Raw genomic sequence first — 18861 nt, forward strand, 5'->3', positions numbered from 1 at the left:
CATGCCTGCCAGCGAATCGATCTTTCAGGCCGGCCACTACCTGCAGCAGATGCAGGTGTACTGGTGGCCGTTCTGCCGGATTCTGGCGCTGTTCAGCATGGCACCGATCTTCAGCCACAAAGCCGTGCCCAAGCAGGTGCGTATTCTCTTGGCGCTGGCCGTGACCCTGGCGTTGGCCACGGCCCTGCCGCACATGGAGAGCATTGATCCGCTGTCGGCCAAAGGCCTGCTCACAGCCCTTGAACAGATCGCCATAGGCATTCTGCTCGGCGTCGCGCTGCAACTGGTGTTCACCGTGTTCACCCTGGTCGGTGACGTGGTGTCGACCCAACTGGGGCTGAGCATGGCGGTGTTCAACGACCCGATTAATGGCGTGTCGTCGTCCTCGATCATGTTCCAGCTGTACTTCGTGCTGCTGGTGTTTCTGTTCTTCGCCATCGACGGCCACCTGCTGGCGGTCAGCGTGCTGTACCAGAGTTTCATGTTCTGGCCGGTGGGCAGCGGCTTGCATTACGACGGCTTTGAAACGGTGATCTACGCGCTGTCCTGGGTGCTGGCGGCGGCGGTGCTGATCACCCTGCCCCTGGTGTTCTGCATGGTCCTGGTGCAGTTCTGTTTCGGTTTGCTCAACCGCGTGTCGCCGACCCTCAACCTGTTTTCCTTAGGCTTTCCGATGTCGATTCTGGTCGGCCTGTTGTGCATCTACCTGACCCTGCCCAACCTGCCCGACAGCTACCTGCATCTGTCCCGCGAGCTGCTCAACAACATCGGCCAACTGCTGCGCGGAGGTGCCCGTGTCTGAGCAGAACAGCGCCCAGGAAAAGACCGAAGACGCCTCCCAGCAGAAGCTGAAAAAGAGCAAAGAGGACGGCCAGAGCGCGCGCTCCAAAGACCTCTCCACCACCATCTCGCTGCTGGTGACGCTGCTGGTGTTGAAGTTCAGCGCCATGTACTTCTATGAGGGTATTCGCCAGAGCTTTTCGCTGGCCTACCTGGACCTGCGCCATAGCGAGATGGGCCTGGACGACCTGGACCTGATCCTCGCCCACAACCTGCTGCTGTTTATCAAGATTCTCCTGCCGCTGCTGCTCACCCCGGTGCTGGTGGTGCTGTTCAGCCTGGTGCCGGGCGGTTGGGTGTTCTCCGCAAAAAACTTCAGCCCCAAGCTGAGCAAGCTCAACCCGATTAGCGGCCTGGGGCGCATGTTCGGCATGCAGAACTGGGTGGAGCTGCTCAAGTCGCTGGCCAAGATCGCCGTACTGGTGAGCGTGGCCTACCTGCAGATTATCCACGCCGTGCCCAAGCTCATTGCCCTGCAGCGCAGCGACTTGCCCACCGCCATCGGCAGCGCGTTTGCACAGACCTACGACCTGATTCTGGTGCTGCTGGCAGTGTTCATTCTGTTCGCCGTGATCGACATTCCGCTGCAGTTTTTCTTCTTCCGCAAAAAGCTGCGCATGACCAAGCAAGAGCGCAAGGAAGAGCACAAAACCCAGGAAGGTCGCCCCGAGGTCAAAGCGCGAATCAAGCAGGTGCAGCGCCAACTGGCGCAACGGCAGATCAACCGCGTGATCAAGCAAGCCGACGTGGTGGTGGTCAACCCGGTGCACTTTGCCGTGGTGCTCAAGTACGACCCGAAAAAAGCCCAGGCCCCCTATGTGCTGGCCAAGGGTTTGGACGAAACCGCGCTGTACATCCGCAAGATGGCCAACGCCCATCAACTGGACGTGATCGAAGCGCCGCCGCTGGCGCGCGCCATTTACTTCACCACCCAGGTCAACCAACAGATCCCGACCCAGCTTTACAAGGCCGTGGCCCATGTTCTGACCTACATCCTGCAGCTCAAGGCGCACCGCCAGGGGCGCCGCAGTGCGCCGGTACTGGCGCGCAACCTTGAAATCCCCGATGAATTGCTGAGCCGAGTCTGACCATGAACCTACTGCAGCAACTGACCCTCACCCTGCGCAGCGGACGCATTGCCATTCCGCTGTTGGTCCTGGCCGTGCTGGCGATGATCATTCTGCCGCTGCCACCGCTGCTGCTCGATGTGTTGTTTACCTTCAACATCGGCCTGGCGATTCTGGTGCTGCTGGTCAGTGTGTCGTCGCGCAGGCCGCTGGACTTCTCTCTGCTACCGACCGTGATTCTGGTCACCACCCTGCTGCGCCTGTGCCTGAACGTGGCCTCCACGCGGGTGGTGTTGCTCAGTGGCCATACCGGCACCGACGCCGCCGGTAAGGTGATCGAGGCCTTCGGTGAGGTGGTGATTGGCGGCAACTTCATTGTCGGCATGATCGTCTTCGTGATCCTGATGATCATCAACTTCATGGTCATCACCAAGGGTGGTGAGCGCATTTCGGAGGTGACGGCGCGCTTCACCCTCGACGCCCTGCCCGGAAAACAGATGGCGATCGACGCCGACCTCAACGCCGGACTGATCACCCAGGATGAAGCCAAACAGCGGCGCGCCGATGTGTCCAAGGAAGCCGACTTCTACGGCGCCATGGACGGTGCCTCGAAGTTTGTCCGGGGTGACGCGGTAGCAGGCATTCTGATTCTGCTGATCAACCTGTTCGGCGGTGTCGCCATCGGCGTAATGATGTACGACCTGCCGGCCGGCGAGGCCTTCCGCCAGTACGCCCTGCTCACCATCGGTGATGGCCTGGCCGGGCAAATTCCGGCGCTGCTGCTGTCCACCGCAGCGGCGATCATCGTCACCCGGGTGAATGAGTCGGCGGAAATCACCAGCCTGGTGCAGAAGCAGATGCTGGCCTCGCCGCCGCTGCTGTACACCGTGGCTGGCATTGTGTTGATTCTCGGCCTGGTGCCGGGCATGCCGCACATTGCCTTTATCGGCTTTGCCGCGCTGATCGGTTTTATCGCCTGGCGGGTAGCCCGTGCCGAGCCGCCGATGGAAGCGGCGACCCTGGAGCAGACCGAAGCCATCAGCAAAGCCATGGACCAGGAGCGCGCGCAGAACCTGGCCTGGGAAGACATTCCCCTGGTGGAGCGGCTCTCGATTTCGCTTGGCTACAAACTGGTCGGGCTGGTCAACGAGGCCTCCGGCTCACCGCTGCCGCAGCGGGTGCGCGGGGTGCGCCAGACCCTCTCGGAGAGCCTCGGCTTTCTTCTCCCGGAAGTGCAGATTCGCGACAGCCTGCGGCTCAAGGCGGCGCAGTACAACATCCACATCAATGGCGAACGCATCGACGGCGCCGAGCTGCATGCCGACCGATTGATGGCCATACCCGGCCCGGAACTGTACGGCGAGATCGACGGCATTCTCGGCACCGACCCGGCCTACCGCATGCAGGTGGTGTGGATTCTGCCCAACGACAAACCGCGGGCGCTGAACCTCGGCTACCAGGTGATCGACTGCGCCAGCGTGATCGCCACCCACCTGAACAAAGTGGTGCGCGAACACCTGCCGGACATCTTCAAACATGATGACGTCGACCACCTGATGCAACGCCTGGCAGTGCAGGCACCGAAACTCGCCGAACACCTCAAGGGCGCGCTGAGCTTTACCCAACAGCACAAGGTGTACCGCCAGTTACTGCTCGAAGAAGTGCCGCTGAAAGACATCGTGACCATCGCCACCACCCTGCTCGAGGGCAGCGAAACCACCAAAGACCCGGTGCTACTGGCCTCCGACGTGCGCTACGCACTGCGCCGCAGCATCGTTGGCGGGATTGCCGGCGAGCGCCGTGAGCTATCGGTGTTCGTGCTGGAAAACGCCCTGGAAAATACCCTGCTCAGCGCCCTGAGCATCGCCCAGCAAGCCGGCCCGGTGAGCCTGGACAACATTCCGGTAGAACCCAACCTGCTCAACCAGCTGCAGAACGCCATGCCGGTCGTGAAGGAAAAACTGCGCAAGGACGGCCACCCGCCGATCCTTACCGTGATGCCGCAGTTGCGGCCGTTGCTGGCGCGTTATGCCCGGGTGTTCAGCCCGGGGTTGCATGTGCTGTCGCAGAATGAGATTCCGGAGAAGGTCGCGGTGAATATCCTCGGAAGCCTCGGTTAAACGGGACGTAGGGCGGATATCCGCCCTACGCACAGTTGATTCGGCCGAACGTCACACCTTCTGGCTGCGAGAAAGCACCAACGTCGCCTTCAACGAATCCACCAGATCGGTATACGCCTGCGCTGGCTCCTGCAGCGCAAAGCCCTGTTCGAAGCGCCCCGAGCGGCCGGTCTTGCGTGACCATTGGCAGATCACCGCCACCTCCACCAGGCGAAAGCGCGCCGCGCTGATCGGCACTTCGATACTGACGTGATAGACCTGCCCGACCAGAATCGGCAGCTCGGACATCAGCCGAAAGCCGCCGGCAGAAATGTCAGCGATCAGGCCCAGCGAGTCTTCAGTATCGCGAAGCAGCACCTGCATCCGATTGGCAGGGCGAAAGGTGACGCGAGTGTGTTGGCGCATGCTTGATTCTTATAGTCCCCAGCGGGCCGCCTTCCTGGCAGCACCGAACGGTAGTCGTCGACCACACCCCGCAGCCTGCGGGGTACAACCCAGGTGGCCTGCGCGAAACAACAGGCCACAGGGTAGAAGGCGACCACTTCGATAGGGGAATTAAGCGAGCACTGAATTATTTTTCGATTTTGTAGCGGACTTTTTGCGTGAGGACTTCACCACCCACTTTGTAGGCGGCGACCATGTCGTAAGTGCCGGGACTGCGGCCAGAGGAAGCTACGGTGAAACAGGTGTTGTTGGGCGTGGTTTTAGCGGTGTTTTTGCTGATATCGCTGGCGGCAAGTTGCTGCGGGATACCGTTGGTATCGAGGCGATAGAAGCTGGCAGCAATATCGGTAATGGTGCGCGCGTGGTAAAGGCAATACTCGCTGCTAGCGGCGGTAGGCACGAAGGCCCCGTCGCTATCGACTGGCAGAACAAACACAATGCCTGAGTTATTCAGCGACTCGATTTTTCGCGCGTCCCCCAGCGCCTTTTGGGCCGTGTCGTAGTTCTGACTGAAGCTGATGCCTTCACCCGGCATCTTGATCAAACTTTGAATCGACTGCTCCGCTTGACTGAGGAGCTTGCGTTTCTGCCAAAGCGCCGCGTTTCCGCCTCTGACGATGGAAAGACCCAGCCAGGTCTTGTCGGTATAGGGATCCACGGATGAGGAGCTTTTTTTCGCGAGGATATGGTCCTCGTAAGTCAGGGCACCCATGTCCACATCGTCCAACGAGGCGTGGTCCGGTGTGTCAGTCCAGGCCCTGCGCATGGCGGTGGGAACCAGTAAGGCAACGTCGCCAATCCAGGCAAACGGGTTGTACATCTCCCCATCCCTGCTCAGCTGGAAATAGCAGTTGGCGGGCACGCAATGCTCCTTGTTGATCAGCACGTAATCGCCCACGTTCAAGGGAATAAAAGAGCCATTGCGTCCCTGATTGGCGAGGTCACCTGCATTACCGGTGAAGTTGATGTTGATCGTCATCACCACATCATCTTTGTTGAGGCTTAACAGACTGGCGGCAATCTCCTTCGCAAACGCCCGCTCTGCCGCTGTCACCGGGTTGGCGAGGGAAATGGTCTTGGTTACTGAATCAATGAACTCAAGAAACGCGGCGGTATTGGCGTTTTCACCCTGGTCATATTCGAGCACCGTCAACTTCATATGCAGGTGATCGGCGTCCAGATTTTTAGGGCCATATAACAGCTCGCCCAGTGCCGGTATACCCGCGTTATCTGACACCCCAAAATGCGGGCCGAGAATACGGGTTACCGTGTCGGCCTCGGTGCCTGCGTTGGTTTCAGTGAACTGCGCAATCACTATCACCTCGTTAACGCCGCCAAGGTCCTTCAAATACTTGAAGTAGCCGTCACTGAGGTAAATAGCGAATACGTCTGCACCGGTTTTATCCGCGCCTCCCGGTGCCTGGCGGATAGTCAGCTCTGAGGAAACCTTGTTGCTGAATACCGTTTTGTCCCATATCACTTTGTCAGCAGCGGTTACAGTTGTCGTGTCAGCAGCAGGTTTTGCCGGGGTGGCACTGGTGGTAGCGGTGGCTACTTTGTCGTCATTTTTTCGATAGAGTCGCGACGTGCCGGTAGGTACCGAAATGCAGCTACTGAGGATTGCGCAGACCACCAGCAAAACGACAGCACGTTGGCGATGAGCGAAACGGGGACGGTCCATTCGACACTCCTCCTTGAGATTACCAAGTGACATCAAATTGAGTGGCACGGAATCCTCGAAGCGTAGATCGACATCCTGAAAGCGCAAACCCGCAGGCTAGAGGGGCGAAAAGGCCATCCGAAAGATGGCCTCTGCCTCTGCATTTTTACTTAACGAAGTACTGCTTGGCCCGCTCCGCCTCGGCGCTGGTGGGTTTGTAGCTCATCCACTGGTCGCTCTCTTTTTTCTTGTAACGCACCACGCCCTGCGCCACGTCGAACTCGTAGATGGGGTAGACCTCACGCAGGTTGAAGAACAGCGCCGGGGCGAACAGCAGGATGTCGGCGGTCAGGTAGCCGCCATTGAATTTCAATGGCACCAGGCCGTACATGGGTTCCATGCCGGGCTTGGTCGCTTTGAATTGATACTGGCCAAAACTGGTGGTGTCGTAGGTGCGATGCACCGGGGAGTCGAGGGTGACTTCGCTGTCTTTGTTGATGGCCAACGCCAGTTCCGGGTCAGTGGCGCGCAGGGAGGTGGTCGCGGTGCAGGCGCTCAGTACCGAGGCGGCGAGAGCGGTCAGAAGCAAACGTGTCAGCATGGTCAAATCCATTTTGATTATTAGAAGGCTACGGCGTAGCCCTGCAGAGGTGGTCGACCTCTGGCACATTGCCATCCGTAGCAGGCGAAACTATATAGGAACGTTCGTACAAAAAGCATCGGGCGTTCATGGCGCAAATTACCCATCGCCGCTATCAACAATCTCAATAAGCCCGTCCCGCTTGCAGCGACTAAGCTGCCGCTCACTACGTCCTACCCGCCTTTGCACGGAGCAGCCGCCATGACTACCCCAACCCCCGCCCTTGATGATGAAACCCTGGCCTTTGCCGAACGGGTATTCGATGCCGCACGCAACGGCGCCACCGTCGAATTGCAGGCGCTGCTCGGCCAAGGCCTGCCGGCAAATTTGCGCAATCACAAGGGCGACAGCCTGGTGATGCTGGCCAGCTACCACGGCCATCTCGACACCGTGGCCATGCTGCTGGAGCTCGGCGCCGATGCGGAACTGCGCAATAACAATGGGCAGACGCCGCTGGCCGGCGCGGTGTTCAAGGGCAACCTGCCGATGCTGGAGTTGCTGCTGAGCAAGGGCGCTGATGTCGAGGGGGCGACGCCGGATGGCAAGACCGCCTTGATGATGGCGGCGATGTTCAACCAAGGCGCAGCCATCGACCTGTTGCTGGCCCATGGCGCCAACCGCGACGCCCGTGAACAGGGTGGCCTGAGTGCGCTGGACCTGGCCCTGCGAATGAATACGCCGCTGGCCATCGAGCGCTTGCAAGCGGTCTGATGCCGGTGCGTCAGCCTTGAATACGGTGGCAATTCCGGTAGGCTCGTGGCCTTTCTCATAAGGAGTTTCTGCCATGCCTAAAGCCACCGCTCGCCACATCCTGGTGTCCACCGAAGCCAAGTGCAATGAACTGAAGGCCGCTATCGAAGGCGGTGCCGATTTCGCCCAGGTGGCCAAAGACAACTCGTCCTGCCCGTCCAGCCGTGACGGCGGCAACCTCGGTTCGTTCGGCCCTGGCCAGATGGTTAAAGAGTTCGACACCGTGGTGTTCAGCGCCCCGGTCAACGTGGTGCAGGGCCCGGTGAAAACCCAGTTCGGCTACCACCTGCTGGAAGTCACCAGCCGCCAGGACTGATCCTGCCGTAACGCCCTTGGTGCCACCGCGCGCCATGGGCGTTTGTATTTCTGCACTCTCGCTCCCTCCGCTCTCGCCCCCCCCCTCAGCCCAGCCGTTTTTTTGTATCGACAGGGTAAAGTCGCGTGCGCGCCCAAAGCGCTGTGGTTTGAATGGCCTCCCGTTTTCGAGGAGTTGCCATGCGCCATCTTCCCCTGCTTGCCGTTGCGGCATTCACTGCCACCTTTCTGAATATTCTGGCGATGGCCGCCGACATGCCCCCGCCGCGACCTGATGGCGAGCATCACAAAGGCCCGCCGCCGTTCGCCATTGAAGCCTGCAAAGGCCAGAGCGAAGGTGCCACCGTGAGTTTTAGCGGCCCGGACGGTAAGACCTTCAAAGGTGTTTGCCACGAATTCAACGGCACCCTGGCCGCCATGCCCGACCATCCGCCAGGCCTTGGCGATGGCGAGCACAAAGGCCCGCCAGCGAAACCCGAAGACGACTGACTGGATGCAATGAGTTCTCATTGAGCTCACGTTGATCTGGGGCAAGAGCCTACCGTCAGGGCCGCCGTATAACCGTGCGACCCGCGCCACGGCGCTTTTGCCCATGAGGTCGAGCATGAACATCACATCCGCGAGCATCTGTGCTGCCGCCGACGAGCTGAAGGGTTTCGTCGGCTTCAACACCAAAACCGGCCAGCACCTGGTGCGCTTCAGCGAGGACTCCTTTGGCCTCGACGTGCTGGAAAGCAGCATTACTCCAGCCTGTGAGTTCGTCTGGGTGCAGGTCGAAGGCGATCTGATGAGCCTCAACCGCGACTGCCTGCAACTGTTGCTCGACCAGAACATCGACGACCGCCTCAACCTCACTCCCGCCTTGCACGTGTACATGCGCCGCCGTGATCTGGCGGAAATCCATGCCGAGCGCCGGGTACAGAAGAAAACCTGCAGCGGCGACTGCCAGAACGGCACCTGCAAAAATGGCCATGGCGCCCATGAAAACGCTGAACGGTTACCCACTACCACCCTGCTGTAACCGTGGTTGGTCTAAATAAATGGCTGCGCCCTGTCGATTTGCCGCGCTGGCGTTCGACCAAGGGTGTAGTCGCTGAATCCAGCGACCCGCCATTAAGGAGCAACCACCATGGTTCGGGATATTTTCGTCAACCTGCCAGTCAAGCATCTGCCCAAAGCCATCGCCTTTTTTACCGAGCTGGGCTTCACCTTCAACCCGCAATACACCGATGACACGGCCACCTGCATGATTCTTGGTGAGCACATCTACGCCATGTTGCTGACCGAGGAGAAATTTCAGGCCTTCACTCCCAAGGCGCTGTGCAACGCGAAAACCCACAGCGAAGTGCTGACCTGCCTGGGCGTGGCGGATCGGCAAACGGTGGATGACTTGGTTCGCAAAGCCCTGGCCGCCGGTGGGCGAACCTTGAGTGAACCCAAGGATTACGGCTTTATGTACCAGCACGGGTTTGAGGACCTGGACGGGCATATCTGGGAGTTGGTGGCAATGGCGGATGAAGCGGTTGCGTAACGTTTCACCCCAAACCACCGTCGTCCCAGCGAACGCTGGGACCCAGAATATTGCGGCAGCCACGCAAACTCGCCCCATCCAGAACTCTGGGTCCCAGCCTGCACTGGGACGACAGTAGTAAAAAACCTAAACCGCAGTGAAATCGCGGGCAACAAAAAGCCCGGCCAGTGCCGGGCTTTGAAGGAAGGTGAAACCTGGCCTGGGATCAGGCCAGAGTGCGTGCTTGCAGACGATCAGCACCGCCTTCAGCAACACGGTTAGTACGTTCTGCACCGCCTTCGGCTACACGGTTGGTGCGTTCTGCACCGCCTTCAGCGACACGGTTGGTACGTTCTGCACCGCCTTCAGCGACACGATTGGTGCGTTCTGCACCGCCTTCAGCGACACGATTGGTGCGTTCTGCGCCGCCTTCAGCGACACGATTGGTGCGTTCTGCGCCGCCTTCAGCGACACGATTAGTGCGTTCTGCACCACCTTCAGCGACACGATTGGTACGTTCTGCACCGCCTTCGGCAACACGGTTGGTGCGTTCTGCACCACCTTCGGCAACGCGGTCGAGGACCATGTAGCCGCCTTCGTAAGCGATGCGGTGATCTTGTTGCAGACGGTCAGCGCCGCCTTCGGCATGAGCGGCTGGCAGGGTGAACAGACCAGCGATAAACAGTGCGGCGAATGCTTGAGATTTCATGATGGTTGCTCCGGAAGATTGGGGTGGCGTAAGTGAGTACGGGGCCAATCTTACGGATCGCCAGCTGATTAAAAAGTGAACGCTCGCGATAGCTGTCATCGATAGCATTGATAGCGAAGAAATAGCTTAGCTATCAGCAGGTTAACGATTTTTCACGAGCAAAAAGCATCGCGACTAAAGCCGCTCCTACCGATCAAAGGGTCCGTAGGAGCGGCTTTAGCCGCGATATTTTGAGCTGAACGAAAAAATGTCAGAGCAGGGTCTTGAGGGCGAATGCGCCGCCGATGGCCAGCACCAACGCCAGTACGCTGAGCAGCACTTTATTCACCGGGCGAGCTTCGACCGCGGCCTCTTGCTGCACGGCATTGTCCGCCGCTACTTTCAGTGGGTTGACGGTGGCCGCCTGGGCCACCGGTTTGATCACCGTCGGCTTGGCGATGTTGACCACTGGCATAAACAGCGTCGCGTCTTCGGCATCGGCTTGCGCCACTTCCACTTTCGGGCCAATCACCAGCAGGGTCACCGAGCCCATGCGCACCTGGTCGCCGGGTTGCAGCACGGCCATGCCGACTTTCTGGTGGTTGACGTACACGCCGTTGGCCGAGGCCAGGTCTTTGATCTCCAGCACTTCGTCCTTGAGGAAGAACTCGGCGTGGCGGCGCGACAGCTCCAGGTCGCCAAAACACATTTCGCACTTCACCGAGCGGCCGAAGGTCATCGAGCCGGTGACGTGAAATTTATGCCCTTGGTGCTCCTCGCCAGTGATCACCTGCAAGAACCAACGCGGAGCGGCGGCCGGTTTAGGTTTGCTCTTCGCCGGGTCGATCACGGTCAGTTCCAGGCTGCCCAGGCGTACTTTGTCTTCCGAGCGCAGTTGATACCGCGCGCCCACCCGGTCGCCATTGACGAACGTGCCGGCGGCGGTGCCGCAATCGGTGAGGTAGTAAAGGCCGTGGTCCTGGCGGATTTCCGCATGGAAGGGGCTGATATCGCTGTCGGTCAGTACCAGGTTGTTGCGGCTGTCCTGGCCAATGGTAAAACGCTCGTCGACCAACCAGATGGGGGCCTGACGGTTGTCGCTGAAATGAATCCTGAGCATGCGGCACGACCTTGAGAATGACAGCCAGCGGGGGGCGAATAACCCTTAGTGCGAGGCCCGCCGGAGCCTCGCAGAAAAGGAGTATCACTTTGCCACTAGTTGAAGAGTTTATTCCACAAGCGTTTGACTACATTCGGATTTTTTTCATCGGCAGGAGCGGCCGACGCACTGCTAGTGGGCGTTGTACGGCTGCTTGAAGCGGCCGCCGCAGAGGCCTTTTTCTTCGCCGCAGCCCGTGCCGCGATGGCCGCCTGGGTCTGGCGTACCCGCTCGTCGTGGCCATCCAGACTCTTCAGCAGTTTCTCGTTATCGGGCTGGGCTTCCAGGCCGCTTTTGATCAGTTGCAAGGCCTGGTCGTACTGGAGTTTGTCGTAGGCCACTTCGCTCAAATCGTAGAACCGTTCAGCCACGGCTTGCAGCCCGGTCAGAGCCTGCTCGTTACCCGGCGACCAGCCAAGCACCTGCTGGTAATAGAACACCGCGTTGTCGCCTTCGGGCTGCAGCAGCTTGTCTTCATTGGCGGCTTTCTGCGCCAGGTTCAGGCTGTTGGCGATGCGCGCCTGCAACACCCGCTGCAAGCCATCCAGGGCCTGGGCGTTGTTTTTGTCGATAAGCAGCACCTGGCGGTAGAAGTAGTCGGCGTTGTGCTGCGGCGGGTCGACCAGTTGGCCTTCGTTGAGGCTCAGTTCGCCCTGGGTGAGGAACTCGCTGATCTTCTGTTGTTGCTGGTAGTAATAGCCGCCAAGTCCAGCGCCACCGATCACCAGCAGCAGACCGAGGGCGACCATCCACAGCTTGGACTTGCCCTGCTGGGTCTTCGGCACCGTCACCGCAGGCGCCGATGCCGGCACCGCTTTCAGCGCCTTCTCTTTACTCTTGGCGTTGATCGGAACCACCGGCGTCAGACGGGTGTGGTCGAGGTCCTGTTCGTTCAATTCGGCAAGGCTGGCCAACAGCACATGGCAGTCAGCAAAACGGTCGTCCGGGTTCTTTGCCAGCATGCGGTTGAGCAGGTGCTGGAACTGGCGCAGACGGTCCGGCAGTTCTGGCGCCTCCATCTGCACATGGTTCATCACTGTCTGGGTGTAACTGGAACCTTTGAACGGGTTGGTGCCGGTGAGCATCTCCAACAGGATCACGCCGAGGCTGTAGATATCGCTCCGCGCATCCAGGGCTTCGCACTGCGCCTGCTCGGGGCTGCTGTAGGCAGGGCTGCCGACCGCGATATTGAAGTGAGTCAGCTCGCTGTTGAGGTCGAGCTCTTTGGCGATGCCGAAGTCGGTAATCACCGCCGTGCCGTCGGCGCGAAAGAGAATATTCGCCGGCTTGATATCGCGGTGCACCATGCCTTTGTCATGCACCACGGCCAGACCACTGGCGATCTGCCGGACGATGGCCAGGGCGCGTTGGCTTTCGAAGATTTCGCCCTTGTGCTGAGCCAGGTCACCGCCCGCGACAAACTCCATGGCCAGGTAGTAGCGGCCATCGGGCAACTGGTCGATGTCGTAAATGGTGATGATCGAGGGGTGATGCAAGGAGGCGACGATATGCCCCTCTTTGATGAAGCGCTTGCTGAAGGCTTCGTCGTCTGCGCTGAGCAGCACCTTGATCGCCACCTGGCGATGCAACGACTCCTGGGTGGCCAGGTACACCTCGGCCATACCACCTTTTCCCAAGCGGCCATGCACGAGGTAACCGGGAATTTCTAGCAAGCTGTCATTCATAAGAAGGTCGATACGCGTCGTTATAGTTATCGGGCCGGAGGCTCTAGGTCGCAGGGCGTAGAAGTCGCTGGCAGTGCCGCCCGTTGGCTGTGTCGTGCGCTCGGCGAAGGATTTCCGAGTTTCGGCGCATTTTCCAACAAATTGTCAGAGTTTTCCTAGATTCAAAAGTTTCCTGAGGAAACTTTGTGGGCGCTGATTCGCGCCGATTTGTTCCACGACTGCGAGCCCGATCACGATGCAGGAGATATTGTCGCGCCCGCCGGCCTCGTTGGCGCTTGCGATCAGTTGCTCGACCAGCTCGTCGAGGGTGGCCGCCGAAGCGCAGCGTTGCTGAATCTGCTCATCGCGCACTTCGCCGCTCAAGCCATCGCTGCATAGCAGCAGCAACTCGCCCGGCGCCAAGGTACCGCTGACCACGCTGACCTCCAGGCTCAGCTCGGGTTGGCCCAGGCAGCGGGTGACCACATTGCGTCGCGGGTGATTACGCGCTTCGTCCGGGCTGAGTTCCCCGGCATCGATCAGTTCCTGCACCAGGCTGTGGTCGCGACTGACTTGTTCGATGCCCTGCCCGCTGACGCGGTAGGCGCGGCTGTCGCCGACCCAGGCCAGTTCGAACTGGGCGTTGGTGAAACGCACGGCCACCAGGGTGGTGCCCATGCCGGCAGAGTCGGGATCTTGCTCGCCCGCCTCGATGATCGCCGCGTTGGCGCTGTGCACAGCGTGCTCCAACAACTCCCCCTGATGCACCGCTTCCAGCAGAGTATCCAGCGCCAGGGCACTGGCCACTTCGCCGCGCTGGTGACCGCCCATGCCATCGGCCACCGCCCACAGGTTCAGGGCCGGGCAGCAAAGCACCGCGTCTTCGTTGTGCGTGCGCACCTGGCCACTGACCGAGAGTGCGGCATAGCCGAGCGAGACTGGAGCGAAGGGAGTGGGCATAAGCCGTTGGCGGACCGTTTGCTGATGGGTGGAGGGTAAAAGGACGCTGAATGATGCGACCCTGCTACAGCGCTGTCATCGCTTTTACGCAAAAGTGTTAAACAGTCGAGCCTTGACCCTGCGACAGGCAACTCGATTTCAGGGGGTGCCAGCGCGCGGCAGAGCGACTAAAATCGGCAACCTTATTTCGTCGCCCTGGTTTTACGGCCGCCAACCGGCCCTGTATACCGCGCCACGAGCCTTACTTCCCGTCAGAGCAAGAGAGCCAGCAATGGGCGCACAGTGGAAAGCCAAACCGAAAGAAGCCGCCGCCAACGCCAGAGGCAAGATTTTTGGTCGCTTGGTAAAGGAAATCATGATCGCTGCCCGTAATGGCGCCGACCCGGACCTCAACCCCAAGCTGCGTTTGGCCATCCACCAGTCGAAAAAGGCTTCGATGCCCAAAGACACCCTGGAGCGCGCGATCAAGAAAGGCGCCGGCCTCCTGGGTGACACGGTGACGTTCCACCACGCGACCTATGAAGGCTTCGCCCCGCACCAGGTGCCGGTGATCATTGAGTGCCTGACTGACAACATCAACCGCACCGTCGCCGAAATCCGCGTACTGTTCCGCAAGGGCCAGATGGGCGCGTCCGGTTCGGTAACCTGGGACTTCGACCATGTCGGCATGATCGAAGCCAGCCCGGAGGGCGCTGCCGATCCGGAAGAAGCCGCTATCGAAGCTGGCGCTCAAGACTTTGAGCCCGCTGAAGAAGGCGCCACCTTGTTCATCACCGAACCCACCGACCTCGACGCCGTCAGCCGCGCCCTGCCTGAATACGGTTTTACCGTGAACTCGGCCAGCCTGGGCTACCGTCCGAAAAACCCGGTGACCTCGTTGACCGAAGCGCAAATGGAAGAAGTCGAAGCCTTCCTCGAAGCGCTGGATAACCATGACGACGTGCAGAACGTGTACGTCGGGTTGTCGGGCTAAGCCCCAAGAGCATCGCGACTGAAGCCGCTCCCAGATGAGTCTTTTGTGGGAGAGGCTTCAGTCGCGATACCTGGAAACACCGTTCCCTCTTTATATATCCCTGCGGACTCCCCCATGACCACCGACCTGCCCGAACAACCGAGCGAAGTGGATGCCACCACCGACGCCACAGAGAAGAAAGCCGGTTTCAGCTTCCCCTTCTCGGCCTTTGCCAAGGGCGCCCAGGACAAAACCCAGCTGGGCTACAAACCCATGGATAAGTCCAACCACGACAAAAAACCGGGCCGCGCGCCGAATGGCACCCGCCGCTCGATGGGCAAACGTTGAGTAGCGTGGTTGCCGGCCTGCTGTTGAAGGCCAATGAAGCGCGCATCGTTACCCTCGCCGGCACGCGCGCCAGCCACAGCCTGGTGGCAGAGAAATTCAACAAGCTGGCGGTGCCGAAAAACCCGACACAGGAAGATGTCGCCGCGTTCGTACGCGCGCTGAGCAGCTTTTGCACGGCCAACAAGGTCGAGAAGTTGATACTCAATCGCCGCGCCACGGCGGGCCAAGGTGCAGGCGGCGCGGGCACGTTTCTGTTGGAAGGCGTGGTATTGGCGAGCGCACTGGTACCGGTGGACTTCGCTCACCCGGCAACGATGAAAGCCACCGAGCGCAAAGCCGGTGACAGCAAGGCGCAGAAACCGGCAACCATCGACCTGGGCAAAGCCTACGACCTGGCTTACGAAGGCCTGCTGTAGGCCGCATCGGCCCCAATAAAAAAGTCTGCCAGGCGCTCAATCAACAGCGGTTTGCTGTGGCTGAACCAGCGTTTGGCCGCCCGCTCCTGCCACTCTTCGGCGCGGTCCAGGCTGTGCCGCGGCACGAAGTCGGCGAGGAACAGGCCCAGGCTCAACAGGTTGATCTCATGCCCGGCCAGGGTGATTTTCTCCAGCAGTTCATGCAACGCCGCGCGTAGCTCCGGCGGCCAGTGCTGGCCGGTGCAGAGTTGTTCTTCCAGCGCGCGGCAGGTGTCGAGTTTTTCCAGCATTGCCCTCTCCATTGTCAGGCCAACACCGCGACGGACTTCACTTGCGCCCAGAGGGCTTGGCCGACCTTCAATTCAAGCTGATCCCGGGAAAAACGCGTGATCCGCGCCAGCAACGGTGTGCCCTGCATAGTCAGCTGCACCAGCACATGGGCGCTGTTTTCGGCGGCCACCTCGGCCACCACGGTTACCGGCAACACATTGAGAATACTGCTGTGTGCCGGCTTATCCAGGGCCAGGCTGACGTCGCGGGCCTGCACCTTGAAGCGCATCTGCTTACCCAGCGGCAGCGGCGTATGGGCCACCTGAAAACGCAGTTCGCTTTCGGCAAAACCAAGGCTCAGCAGTTGATAGTCGGCGTTGTAGTCGCGCACCTGCGCTTGCACCACCACACCGGCGTCATCGCTCTGGGCCAGGGGCAAGTCCAGCCGCGCCATCAACTCGCTCACCGGGCCACTGGCCAACACGCGGCCCTCGGCGAGCAGCACCAGATGGTCGGCCAGCCGCGCCACTTCGGCGGGGGCATGACTGACGTACAACACCGGAATATCCAGCTCGTCGTGCAAACGCTCCAGGTACGGCAGGATTTCGTTTTTGCGTTTTTGGTCGAGCGCCGCCAGCGGCTCGTCCATCAGCAGCAGTTTCGGGCTGGTGAGCAGGGCGCGGGCGATGCCGACGCGCTGGCGCTCGCCGCCAGACAGGTGCTCGGGCATACGTTCGAGCAAATGCTCAATGCCGAGCAACTCCACCGCTTGCGCCAGCTTCACCCGCTGCGCGGCACCGCCAATGCGTTTGAAGCCGAACTCCAGGTTGCGCCGCACCGACAGGTGGGCAAACAGGCTGGCCTCCTGAAACACGTAGCCGAGCGCGCGTTGGTGAGTGGGCAGGAAAAAGCCCGCGGCGCTGTCTTGCCAGATTTCGCCATTGACCCGCAGGTAACCCTGACCAGCCCGCTCCAAACCGGCAACGCAGCGCAGGCAGGTGGTTTTGCCCGAGCCGGACTCACCGAACAAGGCGGTGACGCCGCGGCCGGGAATCTGCAAATCGACGTCCAGACCAAAGCCTGAATAGTCGACCTTGAAGCGCGCCTCGATCATCTCACCACCGCCTTGGTGCGGCCTTTGGCCTGCAGCACCAGCAGAATGACGAAGGAGAACACCAGCATGCCGCCGGCCAGCCAATGGGCCTGGGCGTATTCCATGGCTTCGACGTGGTCGAATATCTGCACTGAGACCACTCGGGTTTTATCCGGAATATTGCCGCCAATCATCAGCACCACGCCGAACTCACCAATGGTGTGGGCGAAACCGAGAATGGCCGCGGTGAGAAAGCCTGGCCGCGCCATGGGCAGGGCCACGCTGAAAAAAGTGTCGAGGGGGCTGGCGCGCAGTGTCGCCGCCACTTCCAACGGCCGCTCGCCGATGGCCTCGAAGGCGTTCTGAATCGGTTGCACTACAAAAGGCATGGAGTAGAACACCGAGCCGACCACTAAGCCGGCAAAACTGAACGGCAAGATCCCCAGGCCAAGGCTCTGGGTGATCTGCCCGATAAACCCGTGGGGGCCGAGGGTAATCAGCAGGTAGAAGCCAATCACCGTCGGTGGCAGCACCAGCGGCAACGCCACCACAGCGGCCACCGGGCCCTTGAGCCGGGAACGGGTACGCGCCAGCCACCAGGCGATGGGCGTACCGATGACCAGCAAGAGCACGGTGGTCAGCGATGCCAATTGCAGGGTCAACCAGATCGCAGCGAAATCAGCGCTGGTCAATGACATCGCCAACCTTCCTCAGAACTTAGAGTTGATAACCGTAGGATTTAATCACAGCAGCCGCCTTGGCACCGTGCAGGTATTCCACCAGGGCTTTGGCAGCAGCGCTGTCTTTGCCTTTGTTGAGAATAACGGCGTCCTGCTTGATCGGCTCATGCAGACTGGCGGGCACCAACCAGGCGGAACCGCTGGTGATCTTGCCGTCTTTGTATACCTGCGACAGGGCGACAAAACCCAGCTCGGCGTTGCCGGTGGAGATGAATTGCAGAGCCTGGGTGATGTTCTGGCCTTCAACGATCTTCGGTTGTACGGCAGCGCTAAGGCCAAGCTTTTCCAGCACTTGGGTTGCAGCCAGGCCGTAAGGCGCGGCTTTCGGGTTGGCGATGGCCAGGTGTTGGAAGGCGTTTTTCTTCAGCACTTCACCGTTGCTGTCGACATAACCCTCTTTCGCCGACCACAGCGCCAGCGAGCCGATAGCGTAAGTGAAGCGCGAGCCTTTGACGGTCTCGCCTTCGCTTTCGAGCTTGGCCGGAGTGGTGTCATCGGCGGCCAGGAACACTTCGAACGGCGCGCCGTTTTTGATCTGGGTATAGAACTGACCGGTAGCGCCGTAAGAGGCCACCAGCTTGTGGCCGGTGTCTTTCTCGAAATCTGCCGCCAGGGCCTGAATCGGCGCGGTGAAGTTGGCAGCTACCGCCACCTGCACCTCATCAGCAAAGGCGCCGCTCAGGGCGAACGTGGCAGATAAGGTGACAACCAGGCGAGACATACGATGAATCATGGACAACTCCTTGTTTTATGGTTTTTAGCAGTGAGGTGAACGACGACAGAAGAAAGTTTTTCACGTTCCACGCCTAGCGCTATCTCCTTGAGAATATAGCGATAAAGGGAGTTTCAAGCTCGGGTGGCAATGGCGCGCATCTTGAAAATATTTGACTTTAAAGTCAAGTTTTGGCGTTATGCACGCCGTCCGCTGTCTTTACTACTGCCTGAAACGCCCATTTTCAGCGGTTTCAGGCCATTCGCTATAGTCACACAAATATAGCGATTAAAAGCAACCAACGGACCACACCAAATAACAAAACGCTTCTGTGGAGCACAACATGACCAAGCACCCACTCGCCCTCGCCGCCGTTGTCGGCGCGCTCGCCCAACAAGCCAGTGCCGCTGGATTTATCGAAGACAGCAAGGCCACTCTGGGTCTGCGCAACTTCTACATCAACGCCGACAACCGCAACCTGGCTCGCGGCAACACCGCCAACGCCGCGACCAC

22 protein-coding genes and 1 pseudogene are annotated in these 18861 nt (G+C 60.0%); 12 read left to right on the forward strand and 11 right to left on the reverse strand.

The features are described from left to right. Position 1: 1 nt before the first annotated feature. From fliR to C8K61_RS15950, 3 genes are read left to right on the forward strand one after another with little or no spacing between them, the layout of a single operon-like run. Complete coding sequence (gene fliR, locus C8K61_RS15940; protein ID WP_108097246.1) at positions 2-802, forward strand: flagellar biosynthetic protein FliR; 801 nt, start codon at positions 2-4, stop codon at positions 800-802. Next, positions 795-1928 carry a flagellar type III secretion system protein FlhB gene (gene flhB / locus C8K61_RS15945; protein WP_108097247.1) on the forward strand — a complete coding sequence of 378 codons (1134 nt, stop codon included), beginning with the start codon at positions 795-797 and terminating at the stop codon, positions 1926-1928. The genes fliR and flhB overlap by 8 nt, the downstream gene beginning before the upstream one ends. Before the next feature lie 2 nt (positions 1929-1930). Next, positions 1931-4027, forward strand: coding sequence for a flagellar biosynthesis protein FlhA (locus tag C8K61_RS15950; protein WP_108097248.1), 2097 nt, complete (start codon positions 1931-1933; stop codon positions 4025-4027). Between the two features lie 51 nt (positions 4028-4078). Here C8K61_RS15950 and C8K61_RS15955 read toward each other — a convergent pair whose 3' ends face one another. The 3 genes from C8K61_RS15955 to C8K61_RS15965 all read right to left on the reverse strand — a co-directional run bounded on the left by C8K61_RS15955 (position 4079) and on the right by C8K61_RS15965 (position 6732). Further along, a complete protein-coding gene (locus tag C8K61_RS15955) occupies positions 4079-4432 on the reverse strand; it encodes a PilZ domain-containing protein (protein ID WP_108097249.1) in 354 nt (117 codons plus the stop codon). A gap of 166 nt (positions 4433-4598) precedes the next feature. Beyond that, positions 4599-6152 carry a hypothetical protein gene (locus C8K61_RS15960; protein ID WP_108097250.1) on the reverse strand — a complete coding sequence of 518 codons (1554 nt, stop codon included), beginning with the start codon at positions 6150-6152 and terminating at the stop codon, positions 4599-4601. 145 nt (positions 6153-6297) lie between these two features. Beyond that, a complete protein-coding gene (locus tag C8K61_RS15965) occupies positions 6298-6732 on the reverse strand; it encodes a hypothetical protein (RefSeq protein ID WP_108097251.1) in 435 nt (144 codons plus the stop codon). Positions 6733-6972: 240 nt separating this feature from the next. Between C8K61_RS15965 and C8K61_RS15970 the strand changes: the two genes are divergently transcribed. The 5 genes and pseudogenes from C8K61_RS15970 (at position 6973) to C8K61_RS15990 (ending at position 9367) form a co-directional block, all read left to right on the forward strand. Further along, positions 6973-7482, forward strand: coding sequence for an ankyrin repeat domain-containing protein (locus C8K61_RS15970; RefSeq protein ID WP_108097252.1), 510 nt, complete (start codon positions 6973-6975; stop codon positions 7480-7482). Between the two features lie 73 nt (positions 7483-7555). Next, complete coding sequence (locus C8K61_RS15975; protein WP_108097253.1) at positions 7556-7837, forward strand: peptidylprolyl isomerase; 282 nt, start codon at positions 7556-7558, stop codon at positions 7835-7837. 179 nt (positions 7838-8016) lie between these two features. After that, on the forward strand, positions 8017-8325 hold the full coding sequence (locus tag C8K61_RS15980) for a hypothetical protein (protein WP_108097254.1): 309 nt from the start codon (positions 8017-8019) through the stop codon (positions 8323-8325). Positions 8326-8440: 115 nt separating this feature from the next. After that, positions 8441-8758: pseudogene (locus C8K61_RS15985) on the forward strand (DUF2025 family protein); the annotation flags it as partial. Positions 8759-8965: 207 nt separating this feature from the next. Further along, positions 8966-9367, forward strand: coding sequence for a VOC family protein (locus C8K61_RS15990; protein ID WP_108097256.1), 402 nt, complete (start codon positions 8966-8968; stop codon positions 9365-9367). Positions 9368-9572: 205 nt separating this feature from the next. Here the strand turns inward: C8K61_RS15990 and C8K61_RS15995 are convergent, their stop codons facing one another. From C8K61_RS15995 to C8K61_RS16010, 4 genes are all read right to left on the reverse strand, one after another. Then, entirely contained in the window at positions 9573-10055 is a 483-nt protein-coding gene (locus C8K61_RS15995) for a phage infection protein (RefSeq protein WP_108097257.1), read from the reverse strand. A gap of 250 nt (positions 10056-10305) precedes the next feature. Beyond that, positions 10306-11154, reverse strand: coding sequence for an FHA domain-containing protein (locus tag C8K61_RS16000; RefSeq protein ID WP_108097258.1), 849 nt, complete (start codon positions 11152-11154; stop codon positions 10306-10308). A 95-nt stretch (positions 11155-11249) separates the two neighbouring features. After that, entirely contained in the window at positions 11250-12878 is a 1629-nt protein-coding gene (locus C8K61_RS16005) for a serine/threonine-protein kinase (RefSeq protein ID WP_108097259.1), read from the reverse strand. 144 nt (positions 12879-13022) lie between these two features. Then, positions 13023-13817, reverse strand: coding sequence for a Stp1/IreP family PP2C-type Ser/Thr phosphatase (locus C8K61_RS16010; protein ID WP_108097260.1), 795 nt, complete (start codon positions 13815-13817; stop codon positions 13023-13025). 271 nt (positions 13818-14088) lie between these two features. On the opposite strand from C8K61_RS16010, the gene C8K61_RS16015 reads away from it, so the two are divergent. The 3 genes from C8K61_RS16015 to C8K61_RS16025 all read left to right on the forward strand — a co-directional run bounded on the left by C8K61_RS16015 (position 14089) and on the right by C8K61_RS16025 (position 15533). Next, the gene (locus tag C8K61_RS16015; protein ID WP_108097261.1) at positions 14089-14790 is read left to right on the forward strand and encodes a YebC/PmpR family DNA-binding transcriptional regulator; all 702 of its coding nucleotides are present in this window, start codon (positions 14089-14091) and stop codon (positions 14788-14790) included. Positions 14791-14904: 114 nt separating this feature from the next. Beyond that, a complete protein-coding gene (locus tag C8K61_RS16020) occupies positions 14905-15117 on the forward strand; it encodes a hypothetical protein (RefSeq protein WP_108097262.1) in 213 nt (70 codons plus the stop codon). 5 nt (positions 15118-15122) lie between these two features. Further along, on the forward strand, positions 15123-15533 hold the full coding sequence (locus C8K61_RS16025) for a DUF3010 family protein (protein ID WP_108097263.1): 411 nt from the start codon (positions 15123-15125) through the stop codon (positions 15531-15533). Here the strand turns inward: C8K61_RS16025 and C8K61_RS16030 are convergent. From C8K61_RS16030 to modA, 4 genes are read right to left on the reverse strand one after another with little or no spacing between them, the layout of a single operon-like run. Beyond that, positions 15515-15823, reverse strand: coding sequence for a hypothetical protein (locus C8K61_RS16030; RefSeq protein ID WP_108097264.1), 309 nt, complete (start codon positions 15821-15823; stop codon positions 15515-15517). The two genes, C8K61_RS16025 and C8K61_RS16030, sit on opposite strands and share 19 nt — an antisense overlap. A gap of 14 nt (positions 15824-15837) precedes the next feature. Further along, entirely contained in the window at positions 15838-16917 is a 1080-nt protein-coding gene (modC, locus tag C8K61_RS16035) for a molybdenum ABC transporter ATP-binding protein (RefSeq protein WP_108097265.1), read from the reverse strand. Then, on the reverse strand, positions 16914-17600 hold the full coding sequence (gene modB / locus C8K61_RS16040) for a molybdate ABC transporter permease subunit (RefSeq protein WP_178086457.1): 687 nt from the start codon (positions 17598-17600) through the stop codon (positions 16914-16916). The genes modC and modB overlap by 4 nt, the downstream gene beginning before the upstream one ends. A 13-nt stretch (positions 17601-17613) precedes the next feature. Next, complete coding sequence (modA, locus tag C8K61_RS16045) at positions 17614-18369, reverse strand: molybdate ABC transporter substrate-binding protein (RefSeq protein ID WP_108097267.1); 756 nt, start codon at positions 18367-18369, stop codon at positions 17614-17616. A gap of 322 nt (positions 18370-18691) precedes the next feature. Between modA and C8K61_RS16050 the strand changes: the two genes are divergently transcribed. Continuing rightward, positions 18692-18861 (forward strand): OprD family outer membrane porin (locus C8K61_RS16050; protein ID WP_146174296.1); only part of this gene is annotated, 170 nt, incomplete at its 3' end.

The sequence above is a fragment of the Pseudomonas sp. GV071 genome, from assembly GCF_003050835.1.
GTDB lineage: Bacteria > Pseudomonadota > Gammaproteobacteria > Pseudomonadales > Pseudomonadaceae > Aquipseudomonas.